This is a genomic window from Kitasatospora sp. NPDC059803 (assembly GCF_042732255.1).
Taxonomy (GTDB): domain Bacteria; phylum Actinomycetota; class Actinomycetes; order Streptomycetales; family Streptomycetaceae; genus Kitasatospora.
Window position 1 is genome coordinate 36,912 of the sequence record NZ_JBHWIJ010000014.1, and the last position, 18,459, is coordinate 55,370.

Sequence of the window (18,459 nt, forward strand, 5' to 3'; positions counted from 1 at the left end):
CGGCCCCGCGGCTTCACAGCTTCCGGAACGAGCGGGCCTCCTCGGCCGCCGCGACCACCTCCGCCAGCGCCGCCCCGGTCGAGGCGGTGACGGCGGCCGCCACCGCGCCCTCCACGAACGGCGCGTCCACCAGCCGCACGCCCGGGCGCGGCTCGTCCTCCAGCACCGTGACGGCGGTGAGCACCGAGCTGCCGAGGTCCGGCAGCACGACCACGCCCGCCCCGCCGTCCGCCTCGGCGACGGCCCGCGCGATCAGGTCGTAGCTGGTGCCGAGCCCGCCGTCCTCCGTACCCGCCGCGCACACCACCCGCACGCCGCCCGGGGCGAGTTCGGCGAGCAGCTCGCGCAGCCCGGCGGCCAGTCGGGCGCTGTGCGAGACCAGGACGATACCCACGTGTTCGCTCATGCGCCCGACCCTACGACCGACCCCGCGGCCGACGCCGCTACTCCGGGAGAGTGACGCGAATCCCGCGTGTCGCACCCCGTGCCCACCACCCCCGTCTGGCGTAGCGTCGGGGCAGCAGCGTCCACGGCCGACGACCCGCACAAGGGAGCGAAGAGCGTTGAAGAAGCTGATCAACACCCCGGAGAGCGTCCTGGAGGACGCGTTGGCCGGAGTCGCCGCCGCCCACCCCGAGCTGACGGTGGACATCCCCAACCGGGTGATCACCCGGGCCGCCCGCCCGGCCGGGCCCAAGGTCGCGGTGATCTCCGGCGGCGGCTCCGGCCACGAGCCGCTGCACGGCGGCTTCGTCGGCCCCGGCATGCTGGACGCCGCCTGCCCCGGCGAGGTCTTCACCTCCCCGGTACCGGACCAGATGCTGGCCGCCGCCAAGGCCGTGGAGAGCGGCGCCGGCGTCGTCTTCATCGTGAAGAACTACACCGGCGACGTGATGAACTTCGAGCTCGCCGCCGAACTCGCCGCCGAGGAGGGCCTGACGGTCCGCACCGTCCTGGTCGATGACGACGTCGCGGTCGAGGACTCCACCTGGACGGCCGGCCGCCGCGGCACCGGGGCGACCGTCCTGGTCGAGAAGGCCACCGGGGCACTGGCCGAACGCGGCGCCCCGCTCGACGAGGTGGCCGCCCTGGGCGAGCGGGTCAACGCCGCCTCCCGCTCCTTCGCCATCGCGCTCACCGCTGCCACCACCCCGGCCGCCGGCAAGCCCGGCTTCGACCTGCCCGAGGACGAGATCGAGGTCGGCGTCGGCATCCACGGCGAGCCCGGCCGTCGCCGCGAGAAGCTGCGCCCGGCCCGCGCGCTGGCCGCCGAGGTGGTCGACACCATCCTCGCCGACCACCACCTGGCCCCGGGCGACGAGGTGATCGCCCTGCTCAACGGCCTCGGCGCGACCCCCCTGCTGGAGCTGTACATCGCCTACGGCGAGGTCGCCGCCCGGCTCGCCGAGCGCGGCATCACGGTGGCCCGCAGCCTGGTCGGCAACTACGTCACCAGTCTGGACATGGCGGGCTTCTCGCTCACCCTCACCAAGGCCGACCCGCAGCTGCTGGAGCTGTGGGACGCGCCCGTCGACACCCCCGCCCTCAAGCGGGCCTGAGCCGGGAGACGTCATGGACTTCGACACCCCCCTCGCCGAGGCCTGGGTCCGCGCGATCGCCGCGGCCGTCGAGAAGGAGCAGGGCCGGCTCACCGAGCTGGACTCGGCGATCGGCGACGGCGACCACGGCAGCAACCTCCGGCGCGGCTTCTCCGCCGCCCTGGCCGCCCTCGACGGCCTCCGGCCGGCCGGCCCGGGCGCGGTGCTCACCAAGGTGGGCAGCACGCTGATCTCCAAGGTCGGCGGCGCCTCCGGCCCGCTCTACGGCAAGGCCTTCCGCGCGATCGGCGCCGCCCTGCCCGATCCCGCCCTGGCCGACCCCACCGACCCGGCCGGCCCGGCCGCCGTCGCCGAGGCACTGGCGGCCGGGCTGGACGCCGTCCGCACCCTCGGCAAGGCCGTGCCCGGGGACAAGACCATCGTCGACGCCTACACCCCGGCCGTCGCCGCCTTCCGCGCCGCGGCCGGCGCCGGGGCCACCCTCCCCGAGGCGGCGGCCGCCGCCGCCGAGGCCGCCGACCAGGGCGCCCGCGACACCGTCCCCCTCCAGGCCCGCAAGGGCCGCGCCTCCTACCTCGGCGAGCGCAGCATCGGCCACCAGGACCCTGGCGCCACCTCCACCGCCCTCCTCTTCCGCGCCCTCGCCGACGTCACCGCGTCCTGAGGCGCCCTCATCCTCGCGCGGACGCCCGCGCGAGGAGGACCAGGAGGTGGGGAGGAGGCCGGCCCTCAGCCGTCCGTCCTGGCGATCAGCAACAGCAGGGCGTCGTCCCGCAGTTCCCCGCCCGTGTGCGCGAGCAGGTCCGCGTACACCCGCCCCACCGCCGCCTCCAGATCCCCCTCCGACCGCGTGGCGCCCCGTACCAGCGGCCCGACCCGCTCCGCCAGCGGGTAGAACTCCCCGCTCTTGCGGTGCCGCGCCTCGACCACCCCGTCCGTGCAGAGCACCAGCACGTCCTCCGCCCCGAACGGCTGGTCCCAGCTGGCCGGTTCGCCCGTCGCCAGCCGTCCGAGGCCGAGCGGCACCCAGGGGTCGGGGGCGTCCAGCACGTGCGCCCGCCCGTCGCCGTCGACCCGGATCGGCGGGACGTGCCCGTACTGCAGCAGTTCCATCACCCCGGGCGTGCGGAACTCCGCGAACAGCGCGGTGGTGAACTCCCCGTCCGGGACGTGCCGCTCGACGCTGGCCTCGATCCGCGCCGCGACGCCCCGCAGCCCGGCCTCGTCGTACGCGGCCTCCCGGAACGCGCCGAGCACCACGGCCGCGGTCTGCACGGCGGAGAGCCCCTTGCCCCGGACGTCCCCGACCGCGACCCGGGTGCCGTGCGGCGTCTCCAGCACCGAGTACAGGTCTCCGCCGATCCGTGAGGCGTCGGCCGCCGACACGTACCGGACGGCCAGCCGCAGCGGCCCGACGACCGGCCCGGGCAGCCGCAGCAGGGCCCGCTGGGCGGCCTCGGCGACGGAGCTGACGGCCGCGAAGGCCGCCGCGCGCCGCATCCGGATCTTGGCGACCCAGGCGGAGAAGAGCGTCAACACGGCGTAGCTGACCATCGCACCGTAGAGGAAGCGCGCGTCGTTGATGTTGTCGACCTCGTCGTAGTGGCTGAGCCCGAAGACCGCGAGCAGGCCGAGCGCGCAGACGGCGAGCAGTTCGCCCGGTCTGAGGGTGAGCGCGGCGGCGGCCGGGACGACGGTCATCAGCGGTGCCAGGTAGCGGTCCTTGCCGGAGAGGAGGTCAGCGAGTGCGACCAGGAGCACGGCGAGCAGCGCCGGGCTGGCCCGCCGCCAGAACGGCACGTCCTGGAGGTCGGCGGCCAGCAGGGCGCCGCGCCGCCGGTCCGGCGGCAGCCCGGCGGCGCTGGGGGCCGAGGGGGACTGGGCACGGCGGGTCGGGAACACATACCGAACATAAGGGACGTTCGCGGCACCCACCCGCCCGCCTACCGCGTTTCCGTCTGCCGCGATCGCCGCCCCGCCGCACGGGCGTCCCGATCGCCCCTAAATGCCCCATTTGTCATACAGTTCGACCAAAGCGGCTACCCCGAGGAGGCCCTGACCGGTGTCCGGCTACCGCAACACCCCCCGCATCTCCGACGCCCCGGCCCGCACGACGGCCACGTCCGACCACTGGCTGAGGGTCTTCGCCGTCGGCCTGCTGCTCTGGGGCGCCACCGTCGTCGTCACGTTCCTCACCGGGAACAGCAACCTCGTCCCGACGATCGTGCTGCTCGGCAGCTTCCTGGTCCCGGCCACCGTGGTGATCTGGGCCTACGAGCGCTACGCCGGCGACCTCGGCCCGGACCGGATCTTCGCCTGCTTCGGCGTCGGCGGCATCATCGGCGTCCTGGGCGCCTCGGTGCTGGAGAGCTACCTGGTCTCCCCCTCGGCCTCGATGTACGTCGCCGTCGGACTGATCGAGGAGGCGGCCAAGCTGGCCGCCCTGGTCATGGTGAGCCGCCGACTGCGGGTCAGCGGGCTGCGGCACGGGCTGGTGCTCGGCGCCACCGTCGGCGCGGGGTTCGCCGCGTTCGAGAGTGCCGGGTACGCGTTCAACGCCGTGCTGAGCATCCAGGGGCTTTCGCTCGAGGACCTGGTCGAGACGGAGATCCTGCGCGGAGTGCTCGCGCCGGTCGGCCACATCCTGTGGACGGCGATCGTCGGCGGGGTGCTGTTCAGCGAGCGCCGCGGCGGGCGGTTCCGCTTCACCACCCCGGTCGCCGTCACCTACCTGGGCGTATCGCTGCTGCACGCGCTCTGGGACAGCACGAGCGGCATCGCCGTCTGGCTGGTCGCCAAGACCACCGCGAGCGCCTGGCAGCGCGCCCTGTTCGAGCTCGGCCACATGCCCGACCCCACCAGCGAGCAGGTGCACCTGTACACCCTCTACGACACGGCCGGGCTGCTCGTGGTCTCCTTGGGCGGGCTGCTCTGGCTGCGGCTGCTGATCCGGCGCGAGCGCGCGCCGATCCCGGCCCAGCTCCCGGCCTCCCCGGCCTGAGGCGGTCCGGCGCATACGCTCGACCGGCGCACGCGTCCGTGACGCGCGCCACTTCACCCACCCCTCCCGGAAATACCCCTGAGGGGTATGGTGTTGTCAGAGTAGAACCCGGGCCGACGCCCGGGGCGCCACACCTCCCGGAGGCCCGGATGTCCAGCACCACCACCTACACCGTGACCGGCATGAGCTGCGGCCACTGCGAGAAGGCGATCAGCGAGGAGCTCTCCGCCCTCACCGGCGTCACCGAGGTCGCCGCCGACTCCAAGGCCGGCACCGTGACGGTCTCCTCCCTCGCCCCGCTGAACGACGAGCAGGTCCGCAGCGCCGTCGACGAGGCCGGCTACGAACTGGTCGGCCGCAGCGCCTAGGCCTCCCTGGACGCCCGTACGGCGGGGCCCGGGCAGCGGACCCCGCCGTACACCCCCACCGAGGAGCTGCCGAGGAGCCGATCCGCATGAGCGAGCGAAGCGAACTGGTCACCACCGCCCCCGGCGTCCAGGGCACCCCCGGGGTCCGGGACCGGGTCGAGCTGTCGATCGGCGGCATGACCTGCGCCTCCTGCGCGACCCGGATCGAGAAGAAGCTCAACCGGATGGACGGCGTCGAGGCCACCGTCAACCTCGCCACCGAGAAGGCCCGGGTCGACTACGGCCCCGGGGTGACGGTCGAGGACCTGATCGCCACGGTCGAGCGCACCGGCTACACCGCCGAACTCCCGCCGCCCCCGGCCCCCACCCTCCCGACCGGCGCCGACGCCAGTAGCGGTGCCAGTACCGGTACCGACACCGCCGACCCGCTGTACGACCGGCTGCTGATCAGCGCCGTCCTCAGCGTCCCGGTGGTCATGCTGTCGATGATCCCGGCCCTCCAGTTCGCCAACTGGCAGTGGCTCGCCTTCGCACTCACCGGCCCGGTCGTGGTCTACGGCGGCCTGCCGTTCCACCGCGCCGCCTGGACCAACCTCAAGCACGGCGCCGCGACCATGGACACCCTGGTCTCGCTCGGCACCCTGGCCGCCTTCGGCTGGTCGTTCTGGGCACTGTTCTGGGGCCACGCGGGCCTGCCCGGGATGCACCACGACTTCTCACTGGCGATCGGCGACACCGACGCCTCCTCCACCCTCTACCTGGAGACGGCCGCCGCCGTCACCGTGCTGATCCTGCTCGGCCGCCACCTGGAGGCCCGCTCCAAGCGCCGGGCCGGGGCCGCCCTGCACGCCCTGCTCGACCTCGGCGCCAAGGACGTCACCGTGCTGCGCGGCGGGGCCGAGGTCCGGATCCCGGTCGGCGGCCTGGCCGTGGGCGACCGGTTCGTGGTGCGGCCGGGCGAGAAGATCGCCACCGACGGCATGGTGGTCGAGGGCGGATCGGCGGTGGACGCCTCGATGCTCACCGGCGAGTCCGTACCGGTCGAGGTCGGCGTCGGCGACCAGGTCACCGGCGCCACCGTCAACGCGGGCGGCCGGCTGGTGGTCGAGGCCACCCGGGTCGGCGCGGACACCCAGCTGTCCCGGATGGCCCGGCTGGTCGAGGACGCGCAGAACGGCAAGGCCGCCGCCCAGCGCCTCGCCGACCGGATCTCCGCCGTCTTCGTCCCGATCGTCATCCTGCTCGCGCTCGCCACCCTGGTCGGCTGGCTCCTGGCCTCGGACAGCCCCACCGAGGCGTTCACCGCCGCCGTGGCCGTGCTGATCATCGCCTGCCCGTGCGCCCTGGGCCTGGCCACCCCGACCGCGCTCATGGTCGGCACCGGCCGCGGCGCCCAACTGGGCATCCTGATCAAGGGCCCCGAAGTACTGGAGACCACCCGCCGGGTGGACACCGTCGTCCTGGACAAGACCGGCACCGTCACCACCGGCCGGATGACCCTGCTCGCCGTGCACACCGCCGAGGGCGTCGACGAGACCGAGGCTCTGCGCCTGGCCGGCGCCCTGGAGCACGCCTCCGAGCACCCGATCGCCGCCGCCATCGCCACCGCCGCCGCGGAGCGGACCGGCGCGCTGCCGCCGGTCGAGGACTTCCGCAACCTCCCCGGGCGGGGCGTGCAGGGCGTCGTCGAGGGCCGGACGGTCGTCGCCGGGCGCGAGGCCCTGCTCGCCGACCGGGCCCAGCACCTGCCGCCCGTCCTGGCCCGTGCCAAGGCCGCGGCCGAGGCGGCCGGGCGGACCGCGATCGCGGTGGGCTGGGACGGCGAGGCCCGGGCCGTCCTGGAGGTCGCGGACGCGGTCAGGCCGACCAGCGCCGAGGCGATCGCCCGGCTGCGCGGCCTGGGCCTGACCCCCTTGCTGCTGACCGGCGACAACCGGGCGGTCGCCGAGGCCGTCGCCGCCGAGGTCGGCATCGCCCCGGAACACGTCATCGCCGAGGTCATGCCGCAGGACAAGGTCGCCACCGTCAAGCGGCTCCAGGCCGAGGGCAAGGTCGTGGCGATGGTCGGCGACGGCGTCAACGACGCGGCCGCCCTCGCCCAGGCCGACCTGGGCCTGGCCATGGGCACCGGCACGGACGCCGCGATCGAGGCCGGCGACCTCACCCTCGTCCGCGGCGACCTGCTGGCGGCGGCCGACGCCATCCGGCTCTCCCGCAAGACCCTGGCCACCATCAAGAGCAACCTGTTCTGGGCCTTCGGCTACAACGTCGCCGCCCTTCCGCTGGCCGCCGCCGGGATGCTCAACCCGATGATCGCGGGGGCCGCGATGGCCTTCTCCTCGGTCTTCGTGGTCGGCAACAGCCTGCGACTGCGCCGCTTCCGCTGAGCCCGGCCGAACGCTGAACCGCCCGCCCCGCTGAACCGCCCACCCCGCTGGACCGCCCACCCCGCTGGACCCGCCCGAGTCGCCGTGGCCCCGGAACCGCACCAGGTTCCGGGGCGCAGGCGCGTTCCGTTCAGCCCCGCGAAGCCCCGCTTCAGCCCTGCTCGGGCAGCGCCACCGCCTGCCACCGGTACGCCGCGTCCTCCTGCCAGCACTGCAACTCGCCCTCCACCACCGCGGCCAGGCACAGCCGCCAGTCCTCGCCCATCGCGAGCGCGACCCGGGTGGCCGGGCGCAGCGTCGGCCGCCACCAGCGCGGCCGCCGGGAGGCGCCGCCGGCCGGCAGCCGCAGCCGGACGCCGCCCGCGCCGGCCAGCGCCACCGTCGGGCCGCCCCGGTGGCCGGCCATCGCGACGCCGAGGGAGGGCTCGCCGTCGCCGATCTCGGGGGCCGGGCCGGCCGTGTCGAGGGTGTGCAGCTGGACGGAGCCGTCCGGGCGCAGCGTGGCGGCCTGCGGTCCGGCGGAGGTGCGGGCCAGTGCCCCGGCGCGCAGGGCGCCGGGCGGCCCCAGCGGGGCGGGGCGCTCGGCCGAGCCCGGTCGCCAGCTCAGCACCCGCTCCCGGTGCTCGACCAGGACCAGCCAGGACCCGGCCCGTTCCTCCAGGGCGGCGAGCACCCGGTCGGCCGGGCAGCCGGGCAGCTCCTGGCCGGTGAGGGTGAGGCCGGGCGCCCAGCGGTAGGAGCGCAGGGCGCCGCCGGCCGCCGTCCAGACCGTCATCTCCCCGGCGGAGTTGACCGCCCCGGCGAGCCCGCTGACGCCGCGCGCGGCCTCCCACCAGCCGGCCGAGGTGCCGACCCAGAGCGTCCCGCCGCGGTCCTCGGCGCAGACCACCAGTTCGCCCTGGTGTCCGGCCCAGCCGGCCAGCAACTCCCTGACCGGGCCGGGCCCCTGGCCGGCCGGCAGACGCTGCCCGTGGTGTCCGGGGCCGGCCAGTGCGGTGCCGTCGGCGCCGCCGGTGACCAGCAGCGGCCGGCCGGCCCGGTCGGGCAGGACGGCCAGGCCCGCGGTGCGCGCCACCGGCCGGCGGGAGCGCAGGAGTTCGCGGCCGCGGCCCACCCAGGGGCCGAGCGGGGAGGGGCGGCGGTCCGGTTCGCGGGCGAGCGGTTCGCAGGCCCAGCGCGCCAGGTCCTCGCCGTAGCCGGCGGCGAGGAGTTCGGCGCGGGCCTGTTCGGCGGCGAGCCGGTGGTCGAGCCGGCCGTGGTCGGGCAGCAGCAGGGTGCGGGCGAGGGTGCCGACCGCGAACAGGTCCTTGGCGGTGGTGGGGAAGCCGCCGACCTGCTCGGCCTCCGGCGGGACGTGCCCGGGGGTGAACACCGCGACGGTGAGGGTGTGGTCGAGCGGGGCCAGGAAGGTCAGGTCGATCAGCTTGACCTGGTTCTGGGCGTCCACCAGGACGTTGGCGGGGGAGATGTCGCGGTGCACCCAGCGTTTGCGGTGCAGTTCGTCGACGATCCGGCAGAGCCGGGCCAGCACCTCGGCCACCGCCGCCGGGCCGCCGCGCTGGGTGCGGGCCCAGGTGTGCAGCGGCACGCCTTCGACCCAGGGGGAGATCTGGTAGCCGAGCAGCCCGGCGGAGGGCGCGGCGCCGGGCCGGTGCGGGGAGGGTCCGAGCAGGAAGCTGGGTACCACCAGGTCGTTCACGCCCAGGCGGTGGGCGTTGTGCGAGACGTCGTCCCAGCGGCCGAGCCAGCGCCGCACCTCGGAGGGGTCGCGCTCCAGCATGATCTTCGCGGCGACGAGTTCCTTGAGCCCGCTGTGGCCGGTCCGCACCGCCCGCCACACCTCGGCCTCGCCGCCCCGGTGGTGGAATTCCAGGAGCTCGTACTGCTCGGGGTCGAACTCCGGCCCGAACCGGAGCCCGGGCACCCAACGCGACTCGGACACGCATCCCCCGACTGGACCCTGTTGGCCTGTTCGCCCCGACCCGGCCTCGGGCCGGTTCCCGCGCGGTGGTTCTCACACCGCTTCCGCTGCGTCGCCCAGGATAGTGCTCAATTCTGTTCGTCTGTCCGGTGGAGGGCCTATTCTGATGGGCGCCCGATCAACATCGAAACGGCGTCAACTCATGATCACACACCTTGTGTTGATCATCGATCGGCGTATTTCCAAGCGCAGGGGGACGGTGCATGGTGCAGCTCGCGGTGCTGCTGCTCGTGGTGGCACTGGCCGGTGCGGCAGCCGTCGTACTGGCCCGCCGCCGACGGAGCCTGGACGCCCAGGCCGTGGCCAAGGCCCTGGCCGTGGCCGCCGAACGGCTCGCCGCCGGCAAGGCCCCGCAGGCCCGGCGCCGCTACGCGCGCCTCGCCCAACGGCTCGCCGCCGGCCCCGAGGAACTACGCCCGCAACGCGGCCTCGCCCTGCTCGGCCAGGCCGAGGCCACCGTCCCCACCGGCGACCAGCAGGCCACCCTCGCCCTGCACCGCGAGGCCTTCCCGCTGCTCGCCGACCCGGCCCGGCAACTGCCCCGGTGGAGCCTGCACCGCCTCGCCGAGGAGCGGATATCCGCCCCCGACGGCGACCTCGGGCCGCTGCTCGCCTTCCTCCAGGCCACCGCCGACGGCGCCGAACCCGGCGAGGAGGCCGCGGCCGCCGCCCGCGCCACGGACTGGCTCCAGCGGCTCTGCCACGAGGGCTCCCCCGAGCAGCGCGAGAGCGCCACCACCCGGTCGCTGGCCGCACTGCCCGGCCGGGACTGGCCGGTCCTGGCCCGGGCCGCCCTGCTGCGCGGCACCGACCGCGCCGCCGAGGCCGAGACCCTGCTCGCCGCGTCCACCCCCGGCGGCAGCGGCGAACTCTGGTTCCGCTGGGGCGCCCAGCTGTTCACCCTGCACCGGGACGAACCCGCCGTCGCCGCCTTCGACGAGGCGCTGCGCCGCGGCCCCGGCGAGCCCTCCCCGTGGGGGCGCGGCCCGGCGCTGCGCACCGAGAGCCTGCTCTTCCGGGGCCTGGCCCGGCAGCGGCTCGGCGCCACCGACGCCGCCTGGTCCGACCTCGCGGCCGCCGCCACCGAGACCCCCGGCGACCCCCGCCCCCGCTACGCCCTCGGCCGGCTCGCCCTGCTGCTCGGCGCCGACGAGCAGGCCCGGGACCAGTTCACCGCCGCCCTGACCGTCCAACCCTCCTTCGCCCCGGCCCGGTTCGGCCTCGCCCTGGTGCACGAGCGGGCCGCGCGCCCCGCCGAGGCGGCCGCCGACTACCGCACCGGCCTCGGCCTCGCCCCCGACTGGCGCCCCGCCCGGGTCCGGCTCGGCGCGGCCCTGCTCGCCGCCGGGCAGGCCGCCGAGGCCGCGCCCGTCCTCGGCGCCGAGGCCGACGTCGAACCGGACTCCCGCTGGGCCCGGATCGCCGCCTTCCACCACGGTCTGGCCCTCGCCCGCACCGACGACCCGGCCGGCGCCCTGGCCCGCTGGGAGCCGCTGCACGACGAGGACCTGCGCGAACGGCAGGCCCTGGCCCGTGACCGGCTCGCCCGCACCCGGCTGGCCGACGACCCGGTGGCCGCCCGGGAGCTCTGGCAGCAGGCCGCCGCCGACCACCCGGCCGCCCCCGGCTACCGGGCCGCGCTGCGCGAGGCCGCCCTGCGCGAGGCCGCGCACCTCCTGATCACCGGCCGCGACCGGCCCGAACCGCGCGAGCGGGCCGCCGCCGCCCTCGACCTCGCCGACACCCTGCCCGGCTCCGTCACCCACCGGCAGGCCCGGCTGCGCGCCGCCCTCGCCCTGGCCGCAGGCTCCACCGAACCGCTGGGCACCCTGCTCGACGCCGCCACCGGGCCGCGCGACCGCTACCACCTGGCCGCCGCCGCCCTGCTGACCGGCCGTCCGGTCCAGACCATCGCCCTGCTCGCCCCGCTCGCCCCCGACCCGGCCGGCGACCCGGCCCTCGCCCGGCTGCGGGCGCTGCTCGCCGAACGGGCCGGCAACTGGGCCGCCGCACTGGACTGGTACCGCCACTTCCTGACCGCCGGCCAGGCCCCCGAACCGCCGCAGCCCCCGCCCGCGACGGCCGACTGCGCCGTCTGCCCCGCCCCCGCCCCCGCCCCCGCCACCGGCACCTGCGCCGGCTGCGGCCGGGAGGTCTGCGCCGCCCACCTGCACCGCCCCGCCGACGCCGCCTCGCCACGCTGCGTACGCTGCACCGGCCCTGCGCTGCGCGCCGTCCTGGACTGCGCCCGCCGGGCCGGGGTGCCCGAGCAGGCCGAACCCGTGCTCGCCGCCTGGGCGCAGGCCCTCGGCGACAGCCCCGCCGCCGCGCCCGTACGGCTGGACCTCGCCCTGTTGCGGGCCGAACTCGGCCGACTGGACGAGGCGTTGGCCGACCTGCCGGCGGACGCCGACGCCGCGCGCGGCGCCGTCCTGATCCGCCGGGCCGGCGCCGCCCTCGACGCCGGGGAGCCCGGACGCGCGGCCGGCGACCTCCTCCCGACCCTCACCCCCCCCCGCCGCGCCGCCCACATACGCGCGCCGCGGGCCCCCCCCGCCCGCCGGCGGGGGCCCCGCGCCCCCGCCGCGCTCGTCCTGCTCGCCGAGCACGAGGCCCACCAGCACGCCGTCGAGGGCCGCCACCGCGAGGCCTGGGACGGCTACCGCGCCCTGCTGCTCAAGGACCCGGCCCACCCCCGGCTGCTGCACGCGCTCGGCCTGGCCGGCTACCGGCTCGCGGTCTCCCTCCAGGCGGGCCCGGAAACCTCGGAAACCTCGGAAGGCCCGGACGAGCGGATCTGGACCTGGACGCTCGGCTGCCTGGTCGCCGCCCTGCACCAGCCCGACCTGTGGGCGGAGTCCGCCCGGATCACCGGTCGCCCGGCCGAACCGCAGCGGATGTCCACCGCCCGCAGCGCGCTCACCGACCGCCTCCGCGAGGACCTGCGCGCCCTGGACCGGGCCGCCGGCCGCACCGGCGACGAGGTCACCGCCTGGACCCTGCGCCTCGGCATGGAGGCGCACAGCGCCGACGCCTTCGCCCAGGAGGACGTCCGGATCACCCTGCCCGGCCGCCCCGCCCGGCGCCTCGCCCTCGGCCCCGCGCTCGACCGGCTGCTCCGCCAGGAGCCCGAACTCGCCGCCTGGGCGGCCGGGTTCGACGAGGCCGTACGGGCCTGGCGGCGACCGGAGACCCCCGACGGGCACCCGCTGACCAGGGCCCTCGGCCTGTTCGGCGACCTCGGCCCGCAGCGCTACCTGCTCCTCCAGGGCCGCCAGGCCGCCGCCGTCGGCGCCCTGGACGCGGTGCCCGAGGCCGAACGCGGAACGGGCTGGCGGGACCTGCTCGGCGAGAGCCTGGTCAGCGAGGCCCGCGAGCACCACCGCAACCAGGACTGGCGCGAGGCCCTGGACTGCCTCACCCGCGCCCGGGCCGTGCCCGGCGCCGTCCTGCCCGCCGACGCGCCCGCGATCGCCGCCGAGTGCGGCGTCCGGGCCGCCCGCGCCCTGCTCAAGAGCAGCGACGACGACCAGGCGGGCGCCACCGAACTCCTGGAGAAGGCCCTCGCGCTGGCCCCCGACCACCCCGAGGTGCGCGGCGACCTCGGGGCCACCTACGCCCAGTGGGCCCGCAAGATCAACAACGAGGCCAAGGACTACCCCCGCGCCCTGGTCCTGCTGCGCAAGAGCATGGAACTCGCCCCCGGCGACCCGACCGCCGTCCACTTCCTGGAGGCCGCCCTCGGCAACCGGGCCGGCCAGCTCAGCCGCCCCGACGCCCCCGAAGCGGAACTGGAGGAGGCCGCCGACGCGTGGCGGGAGCTGATCACGCTCAACCCCGACCCGGACCACCGGCTCGGCCTCGCCTTCGTCCTGCGCCACCTCTCCCGCATCGCCGCCTTCGCGGACCACCGAGCCCTCGCCGTCGCCCGGATGGCGGAAGCCCTGCGCGCCGACCCGGAATGGGACGGCGACACCGAGGAGGAGGCCCCGCGCCGGGTCGCCGTGATGCTGGCCAACCACATGCTGGACAACCTCCAGGACAGCCCGTTCACCACCCAGGCCGCCATGCTCCAGAAGGCCAGGTCCTACGACGACTCGGCCGAGATCCGCCGCCTGATGGTCAGCGTCTGGCGCGGCGAGGCCATCGGCCACTACGAGGCCCACCGCTACCGCGACGCGATCCGGCTGCTGGAGGAGGCGCTCGCGCTCTCCCGCACCCCGGAGGACGTCGCCAAGCTGCACGTCGAACTCAGCGTCGTCTACAGCTCCTACGCCGTCGGCCAGGCCAACCTGCGCCAGTTCCGGGAGGCCCGCTCGCTGATCGGCAAGGCCGTCGAGTACAACCCGGACGACCGCGACCTGCGCGCCCTGCAACGGAGGATCGGCGCACTGCGCTGACGGCAACCGCGGAGCCGCCGCCGTCGTCGTAGCCCATACGTCCATCCCTGAGCCGCAGCCGCAACCGCAACCGCAGCCAATCCCCGAGCCAAAGCCAATCCCTGAGCAATCGTCAGCCGTGAGGAGAGAAGCCGCCCGCCATGCCACTGCACGAACCGTCGCCGTACGAGGTCCTGGGCGTTGCGCTCACGGCCGGCGTGCGCGAGATCAACCTCGCCGTCGGCCCGGCGATGAAGGCCGGCCGCTACACCCGCCAGCAGATCCAGGACGCCGCCGCCCTGCTGCGCAACCCCGACCGGCGGCTGGAGCTGGACCTCCAGCGCCCCCTGCCGCCGGAGCCGGTCGACCAGGCCGCCGACCTGCTGGCGCCCGCCCTCGCCGAACCGCTGCTGGTCGTCGAACGCCCGCCGCTGCCGCCCGCCGCCGCCCTCCTGGTGCTGCACCGGGCCGAGGCGGCGGCCGACTTCGCCGAACCCGCCCCCGGCGGCGCCGACCCCGAACCGCCCGTCCCCGCCCGCTACGCGGCCGACCTGTCCGTGCTGCCGCAGATCGAGGTACCCGAATGACCGACACGCCGACCGCTCCCGCGCCCGACGGCCACCGGCCGCTGGACGTCCCGCAGCGCGCCCTGGAGGTCGACCTCGACCAGGCGTTCAGCCAACTGCTGTACCGGGCCTCCCTCCTGCAGCGCCTGCGGGCCGAGGAGGCGCAGACCGCCCGGGCCACCCAGCGGGACCTGCTGGGCATCCTGGTCGAGGTGGACGACGCCCTCGCCGCGCTCGGCCTGGACCGGGAGCTGGTGCTGCTCGGACGCGGCACCGGGATCGAGGCCACCCGCCGGCGGCTGCTCGGCCGCCTCGCCAAGGCCGGGGTGCGCCCGATGCGGCTGGAGGGGCTGGCGGCGGACCCGGCGCTGACCGAGATCGTCGGCACCGAGCCGCGTCCCGCAGTGGCGCCGGAGACGGTCGTCCGGACGGTGGTCACCGGGTTCTTCTGGGAGGAGGAGGTGCTGCGCCGCGCCCAGGTCGTCGTCGCCGCGGTGCCCGAGCCCGCCCCGGTGGGGGAGCCGGTCCTCGGGGAGGACGTCGAGCGGGCCCTGGAGCCCGTACCGGAGGGGGCTGCGTCGCCGGACCTTGAGCCTACGGAAGCCGGGGGCGACGACACCGCGCCCACGGAGGCCGAGGACGCGGACGGCGGCCCCGAACCCGCCGCCGCGCCGGTGAACCCCGCCGCCCGGGCCACGGCGGCCCCGCCCCGGGCCCGCCGGAAGGGAACGACCGCGGGCGGCCGGCGCAAGCGGAAGAAGTAGCCAGGACCACGAGGGGCAAGAGGGGAACGACATGTACCGCACACTCGGCATCGACCTGGGCACCACCAACTCGGTGGTGGCCCACCTGCGCCGGGGCGAGCCGGAGATCATCTTCAACCGGCAGAACCAGGAGGCCACGCCCTCCGTGGTCGGCAGCGGCCGCAAGGGCGAACTGCTGGTCGGCTCCACGGCGCGCAGCCGGGTCGCCATCGACGGCGTCAACGTGATCCGCTCGGTCAAGCGCTTCATGGGCCGCAAGTTCAAGGACCCGCAGGTCCAGGCGGCCCTCAAGGAGGTCGACTACAAGGTCACGGCCGGCACCGACGGCGACGTCAACGTCTGGTTCAACGGCCGCTCCTACACCCCGATCGAGATCTCCGCGATCATCCTGCACCGCCTCAAGGAGGACGCCGAGCAGCGCTTCGGCGAGCCCTTCCACCGGGCCGTCATCACCGTCCCCGCGTACTTCGGCGAACGGCAGGTCGCCGCCACCCAGGAGGCGGGCCGGATGGCCGGCCTGCACGTGCTGCGGATCATCAACGAGCCGACCGCCGCCGCGCTCGCCTACGGGATCACCTCCGAGGCCGGCGACGAGGGCCGGACCGTCCTGGTCTACGACCTCGGCGGCGGCACCTTCGACATCTCCATCCTGCTGCTGGTGCCCGGCTCGGTCTCGGTGCTCGGCATCGAGGGCGACAACCTGCTCGGCGGCGACGACTTCGACCGGGCCATCACCACCGCACTGCTGGAGGACATCCGCGAGGAGTACGGCGCGGACTACCAGCCCGACCTGCGGGACCGCCCCAAGATCGCCTCCACGGCCGAGACCATCAAGATCGAGCTCTCCCACCAGGAGGCCTCCGAGGTGATCCTGCCCGGCCTCGGCGCCGGCCAGCTGGTGCTGGAGACGGAGTTCGAACGGGCCCGCTTCGAGGAGCTGATCGAGGCCCAGATCGAGCGCACCATCGAGCTGACCCACAAGGCCATCATGCAGGCCAACCTCACCGTCGGGGACATCGACGAGGTGGTGCTGGTCGGCGGCTCCACGGCGATCCCGCTGGTGGCCCGGCGGCTCGGCGAGGTCTTCGGGCCGCGCCGGATCCGGCGCGGCGTCAATCCGATGCAGTGCGTGGCGCTCGGCGCGGCCGTGCAGTCCGCGCTGGTCGGCGAGGTGGAGTGCCCCGAGTGCCGGGCCCCCGGCGACCTCTCCGCCTCCAACTGCGCCAACTGCGCCACCACGCTGCTCGGCGGGCCCCGGGTCTCCTGCACCGGCTGCCACCTCCCGGTCAACGCCGAGGCCGCCGCCTGCCCCAAGTGCGGCCAGGAGCTGGGCGGTTCGGCCGCCGGTGCGGCCATCCCGGCGCAGTCCCAGGCGGCCACCGCCGTGCGCAGCGACAACTGCCCGCGCTGCGGCACCCCCGCCGCCCCCGGCGTCACCGCCTGCGAGCTGTGCGGCGAGGCGCTCAACTCCGCCGCACCCGGGCAGACCAGGGTCGCCTCGACCGCCGCCGAGGACGTCGGCCTGCGCTGCGCCGCCTGCGGCGTGGTCAACCCGCCGGGCAGCGAGGCCTGCCAGGGCTGCGGCGAGCTGATGCAGGTCACCAACCCGTTCGACATCACCCCGAAGAACCTCGGTATCGAGCTCAACGACGGCCGGCTGGCCGTCATCATCCCCAAGAACACCAGCTACCCGACCAGTTCGCCGGTCAGCCGCGAGTTCGTGGTCTCCGGCAGCGGCCGCCAGCGGCTGGAGATCGCGGTCTACGAGGGCGAGCACGAGATCGCCCAGCAGAACGAGCTGATCGGCCACCTGACCCTGCGGCTGCCCGCCGGGCTCGGCGGTCGCACCCCCGTGGAGGTGTCCTTCGGCCTCGACCGGGACCGCACCATCACCCTGTCGGTGCGGATCCAGGGCGGCGGCGAGAAGACCGTCAAGCTGGAGCGCGTCACCCTCGACCCCGAGCTCAAGGTCCAGGTCGAGGAGCAGCAGCGGCAGATCGAGACCTTCACCGACCGCTGGGGCGGCGAGCTCACCGAGGCCGAGATGCGCGAGGCGCAGCGCCTCATGGACAGCCTGGACGACCTGGCCGCCGGCCAGACCCGCGGCCAGTCGGTGGACGAGGCGCTGGAGCGGGCCCAGCGCCAGCTGAAGGCCCAGCGCTGGGTGCGCGGCTCGGAGGCGTACCTCAGCCTGTTCATCCACTACTGCGAGAAGCACCTCGACCCGAGCGACCTCGACCGGCTGCGCTCGGTGGCCGCCGACCTGCGGCTGCGCCGCGAGGCGGCCGACTGGGAGGGCGCCATGCGCGCAGCCCAGCGGGCCGACGAACTGTGCGACTCGCTCGGGCACACCTTCCGGATGCTCACCATGTGCAACGTCTACGTCAACCAGAACATGGTCTCGCCGGCGCTGGCCCAGCGGATCATGGCCGAGCTGCGCGGGCTGGACGAGGCGGTGGAGTCGGCCAACATGGAGGCCGCCAACCAGCACAGCTCGGCGCTGCTGGCGCTGTACGCGCAGGCGCAGCGGGAACTGGGCAGCGAGCCGCTCGCGGAGTCGCTCGGTCCGGTCCGTCCGGAGGAGGCCGGTCCGCGATGAACTCCGACGTGACTCCGCCCGACGTGACTCCGTCCGAGGTACCACCGTTCGAGGTGTACCCGTCCGAGGTGTCCCCGGCCGACGTGCACCCGATCGGCGGGCAGGTCGCCGAGGTTCCGCCGATCGAGGTGCGCTGCCCGCAGTGCGCCGTCCCGGCGGACCCGCAGGGCCTGCGCTGTCCGTCCTGCCGGGAGGATCTCGGCGTGCTGTTCCGGCTGCGTTACGCCGCTCGGATCGACTACAACCGGGCGCTGGACGCGCTGGCGGCAGGTGACAGGGCGTTCGCGCTCGGACTGCTGCACCGCGCGGTGGCGGCCGAACCGGGGCTCGAACCGGCCCGGGACCTGCTGGAATGGGTGAGCGCGTCCGGGTCCGTGCGGCCGGTGCCGGGGGAGCGGGAGGGCGACACGCCCTCTGAGTGACCAATTCGGCCGTTCCCGGCCTGCCATCGAGTTCGATCGGTGCGAGTGTGTTCGTCACATGGATGTTCGCTGCCCTCACAAGGAGTGACGCAATGCGTATTCGTACCACCCTCGCCGCCACCGCACTCGCCGCTGTGGCCGTTCTGGCCGGTGCCGGCACCGCTGCCGCGGGCGACGCGACCGCGAACGGTGTCGCGTTCGGTTCCCCCGGTGTGCTCTCCGGCAACCAGATCCAGATCCCGATCAACCTCGAGGCCAACGTCTGCGGCAACTCGATCGGCATCATCAGCATCCTCAACCCGGCCTTCGGTAACACCTGCATCAACGGCTGACCCGACTGCTGGGGCCGCCCCGCGGAACCCACGCGCGGGCCCCACCCACTGTCCCGCCCCCCCCGGCGGGGGGGTGGGGCGGGGGGGGGGCGGGGGCCCGA

General features: G+C 75.4%; 14 protein-coding genes. 11 read left to right on the plus strand and 3 right to left on the minus strand.

From position 1 onward, the window contains the following. Positions 1-13: 13 nt before the first annotated feature. The gene (gene dhaM, locus ACFV6I_RS04110; RefSeq protein WP_063349397.1) at positions 14-406 is read right to left on the minus strand and encodes a dihydroxyacetone kinase phosphoryl donor subunit DhaM; all 393 of its coding nucleotides are present in this window, start codon (positions 404-406) and stop codon (positions 14-16) included. Between the two features lie 157 nt (positions 407-563). Between dhaM and dhaK the strand changes: the two genes are divergently transcribed. After that, the gene (gene dhaK, locus ACFV6I_RS04115) at positions 564-1,559 is read left to right on the plus strand and encodes a dihydroxyacetone kinase subunit DhaK (protein WP_363376329.1); all 996 of its coding nucleotides are present in this window, start codon (positions 564-566) and stop codon (positions 1,557-1,559) included. 13 nt (positions 1,560-1,572) lie between these two features. Beyond that, positions 1,573-2,223 (plus strand): dihydroxyacetone kinase subunit DhaL, encoded by a 651-nt coding sequence (gene dhaL / locus ACFV6I_RS04120; RefSeq protein WP_063349395.1) that lies wholly within the window; start codon positions 1,573-1,575, stop codon positions 2,221-2,223. Between the two features lie 65 nt (positions 2,224-2,288). Here the strand turns inward: dhaL and ACFV6I_RS04125 are convergent, their stop codons facing one another. After that, entirely contained in the window at positions 2,289-3,461 is a 1,173-nt protein-coding gene (locus ACFV6I_RS04125) for a PP2C family protein-serine/threonine phosphatase (RefSeq protein WP_380423516.1), read from the minus strand. 160 nt (positions 3,462-3,621) lie between these two features. On the opposite strand from ACFV6I_RS04125, the gene ACFV6I_RS04130 reads away from it, so the two are divergent. From ACFV6I_RS04130 to ACFV6I_RS04140, 3 genes are all read left to right on the plus strand, one after another. Then, a complete protein-coding gene (locus ACFV6I_RS04130) occupies positions 3,622-4,560 on the plus strand; it encodes a PrsW family intramembrane metalloprotease (protein ID WP_380423517.1) in 939 nt (312 codons plus the stop codon). A gap of 38 nt (positions 4,561-4,598) precedes the next feature. Beyond that, entirely contained in the window at positions 4,599-4,928 is a 330-nt protein-coding gene (locus ACFV6I_RS04135) for a heavy-metal-associated domain-containing protein (RefSeq protein WP_347878549.1), read from the plus strand. Positions 4,929-5,104: 176 nt separating this feature from the next. Then, positions 5,105-7,315: a heavy metal translocating P-type ATPase gene (locus ACFV6I_RS04140; protein WP_380423523.1), complete on the plus strand. Its 2,211-nt coding sequence runs from the start codon at positions 5,105-5,107 to the stop codon at positions 7,313-7,315. Positions 7,316-7,466: 151 nt separating this feature from the next. Here ACFV6I_RS04140 and ACFV6I_RS04145 read toward each other — a convergent pair whose 3' ends face one another. Further along, a complete protein-coding gene (locus ACFV6I_RS04145; RefSeq protein WP_380423518.1) occupies positions 7,467-9,257 on the minus strand; it encodes a serine/threonine protein kinase in 1,791 nt (596 codons plus the stop codon). Between the two features lie 242 nt (positions 9,258-9,499). Here ACFV6I_RS04145 and ACFV6I_RS04150 point away from each other — a divergent pair, with 242 nt between their 5' ends. From ACFV6I_RS04150 to ACFV6I_RS04175, 6 genes are all read left to right on the plus strand, one after another. Continuing rightward, entirely contained in the window at positions 9,500-13,696 is a 4,197-nt protein-coding gene (locus ACFV6I_RS04150) for a hypothetical protein (RefSeq protein WP_380423519.1), read from the plus strand. Positions 13,697-13,836: 140 nt separating this feature from the next. Next, positions 13,837-14,262 carry a hypothetical protein gene (locus ACFV6I_RS04155; protein WP_063346590.1) on the plus strand — a complete coding sequence of 142 codons (426 nt, stop codon included), beginning with the start codon at positions 13,837-13,839 and terminating at the stop codon, positions 14,260-14,262. Next, on the plus strand, positions 14,259-15,005 hold the full coding sequence (locus ACFV6I_RS04160) for a nucleotide exchange factor GrpE (RefSeq protein ID WP_380339729.1): 747 nt from the start codon (positions 14,259-14,261) through the stop codon (positions 15,003-15,005). Before ACFV6I_RS04155 ends, ACFV6I_RS04160 begins: the two co-directional genes overlap by 4 nt. A 31-nt stretch (positions 15,006-15,036) precedes the next feature. Continuing rightward, on the plus strand, positions 15,037-17,604 hold the full coding sequence (locus ACFV6I_RS04165) for an Hsp70 family protein (protein WP_380339726.1): 2,568 nt from the start codon (positions 15,037-15,039) through the stop codon (positions 17,602-17,604). Beyond that, a complete protein-coding gene (locus tag ACFV6I_RS04170) occupies positions 17,601-18,026 on the plus strand; it encodes a hypothetical protein (RefSeq protein ID WP_380423520.1) in 426 nt (141 codons plus the stop codon). Before ACFV6I_RS04165 ends, ACFV6I_RS04170 begins: the two co-directional genes overlap by 4 nt. A gap of 92 nt (positions 18,027-18,118) precedes the next feature. Then, positions 18,119-18,358 (plus strand): chaplin, encoded by a 240-nt coding sequence (locus ACFV6I_RS04175; protein ID WP_063346586.1) that lies wholly within the window; start codon positions 18,119-18,121, stop codon positions 18,356-18,358. Positions 18,359-18,459: the final 101 nt, after the last annotated feature.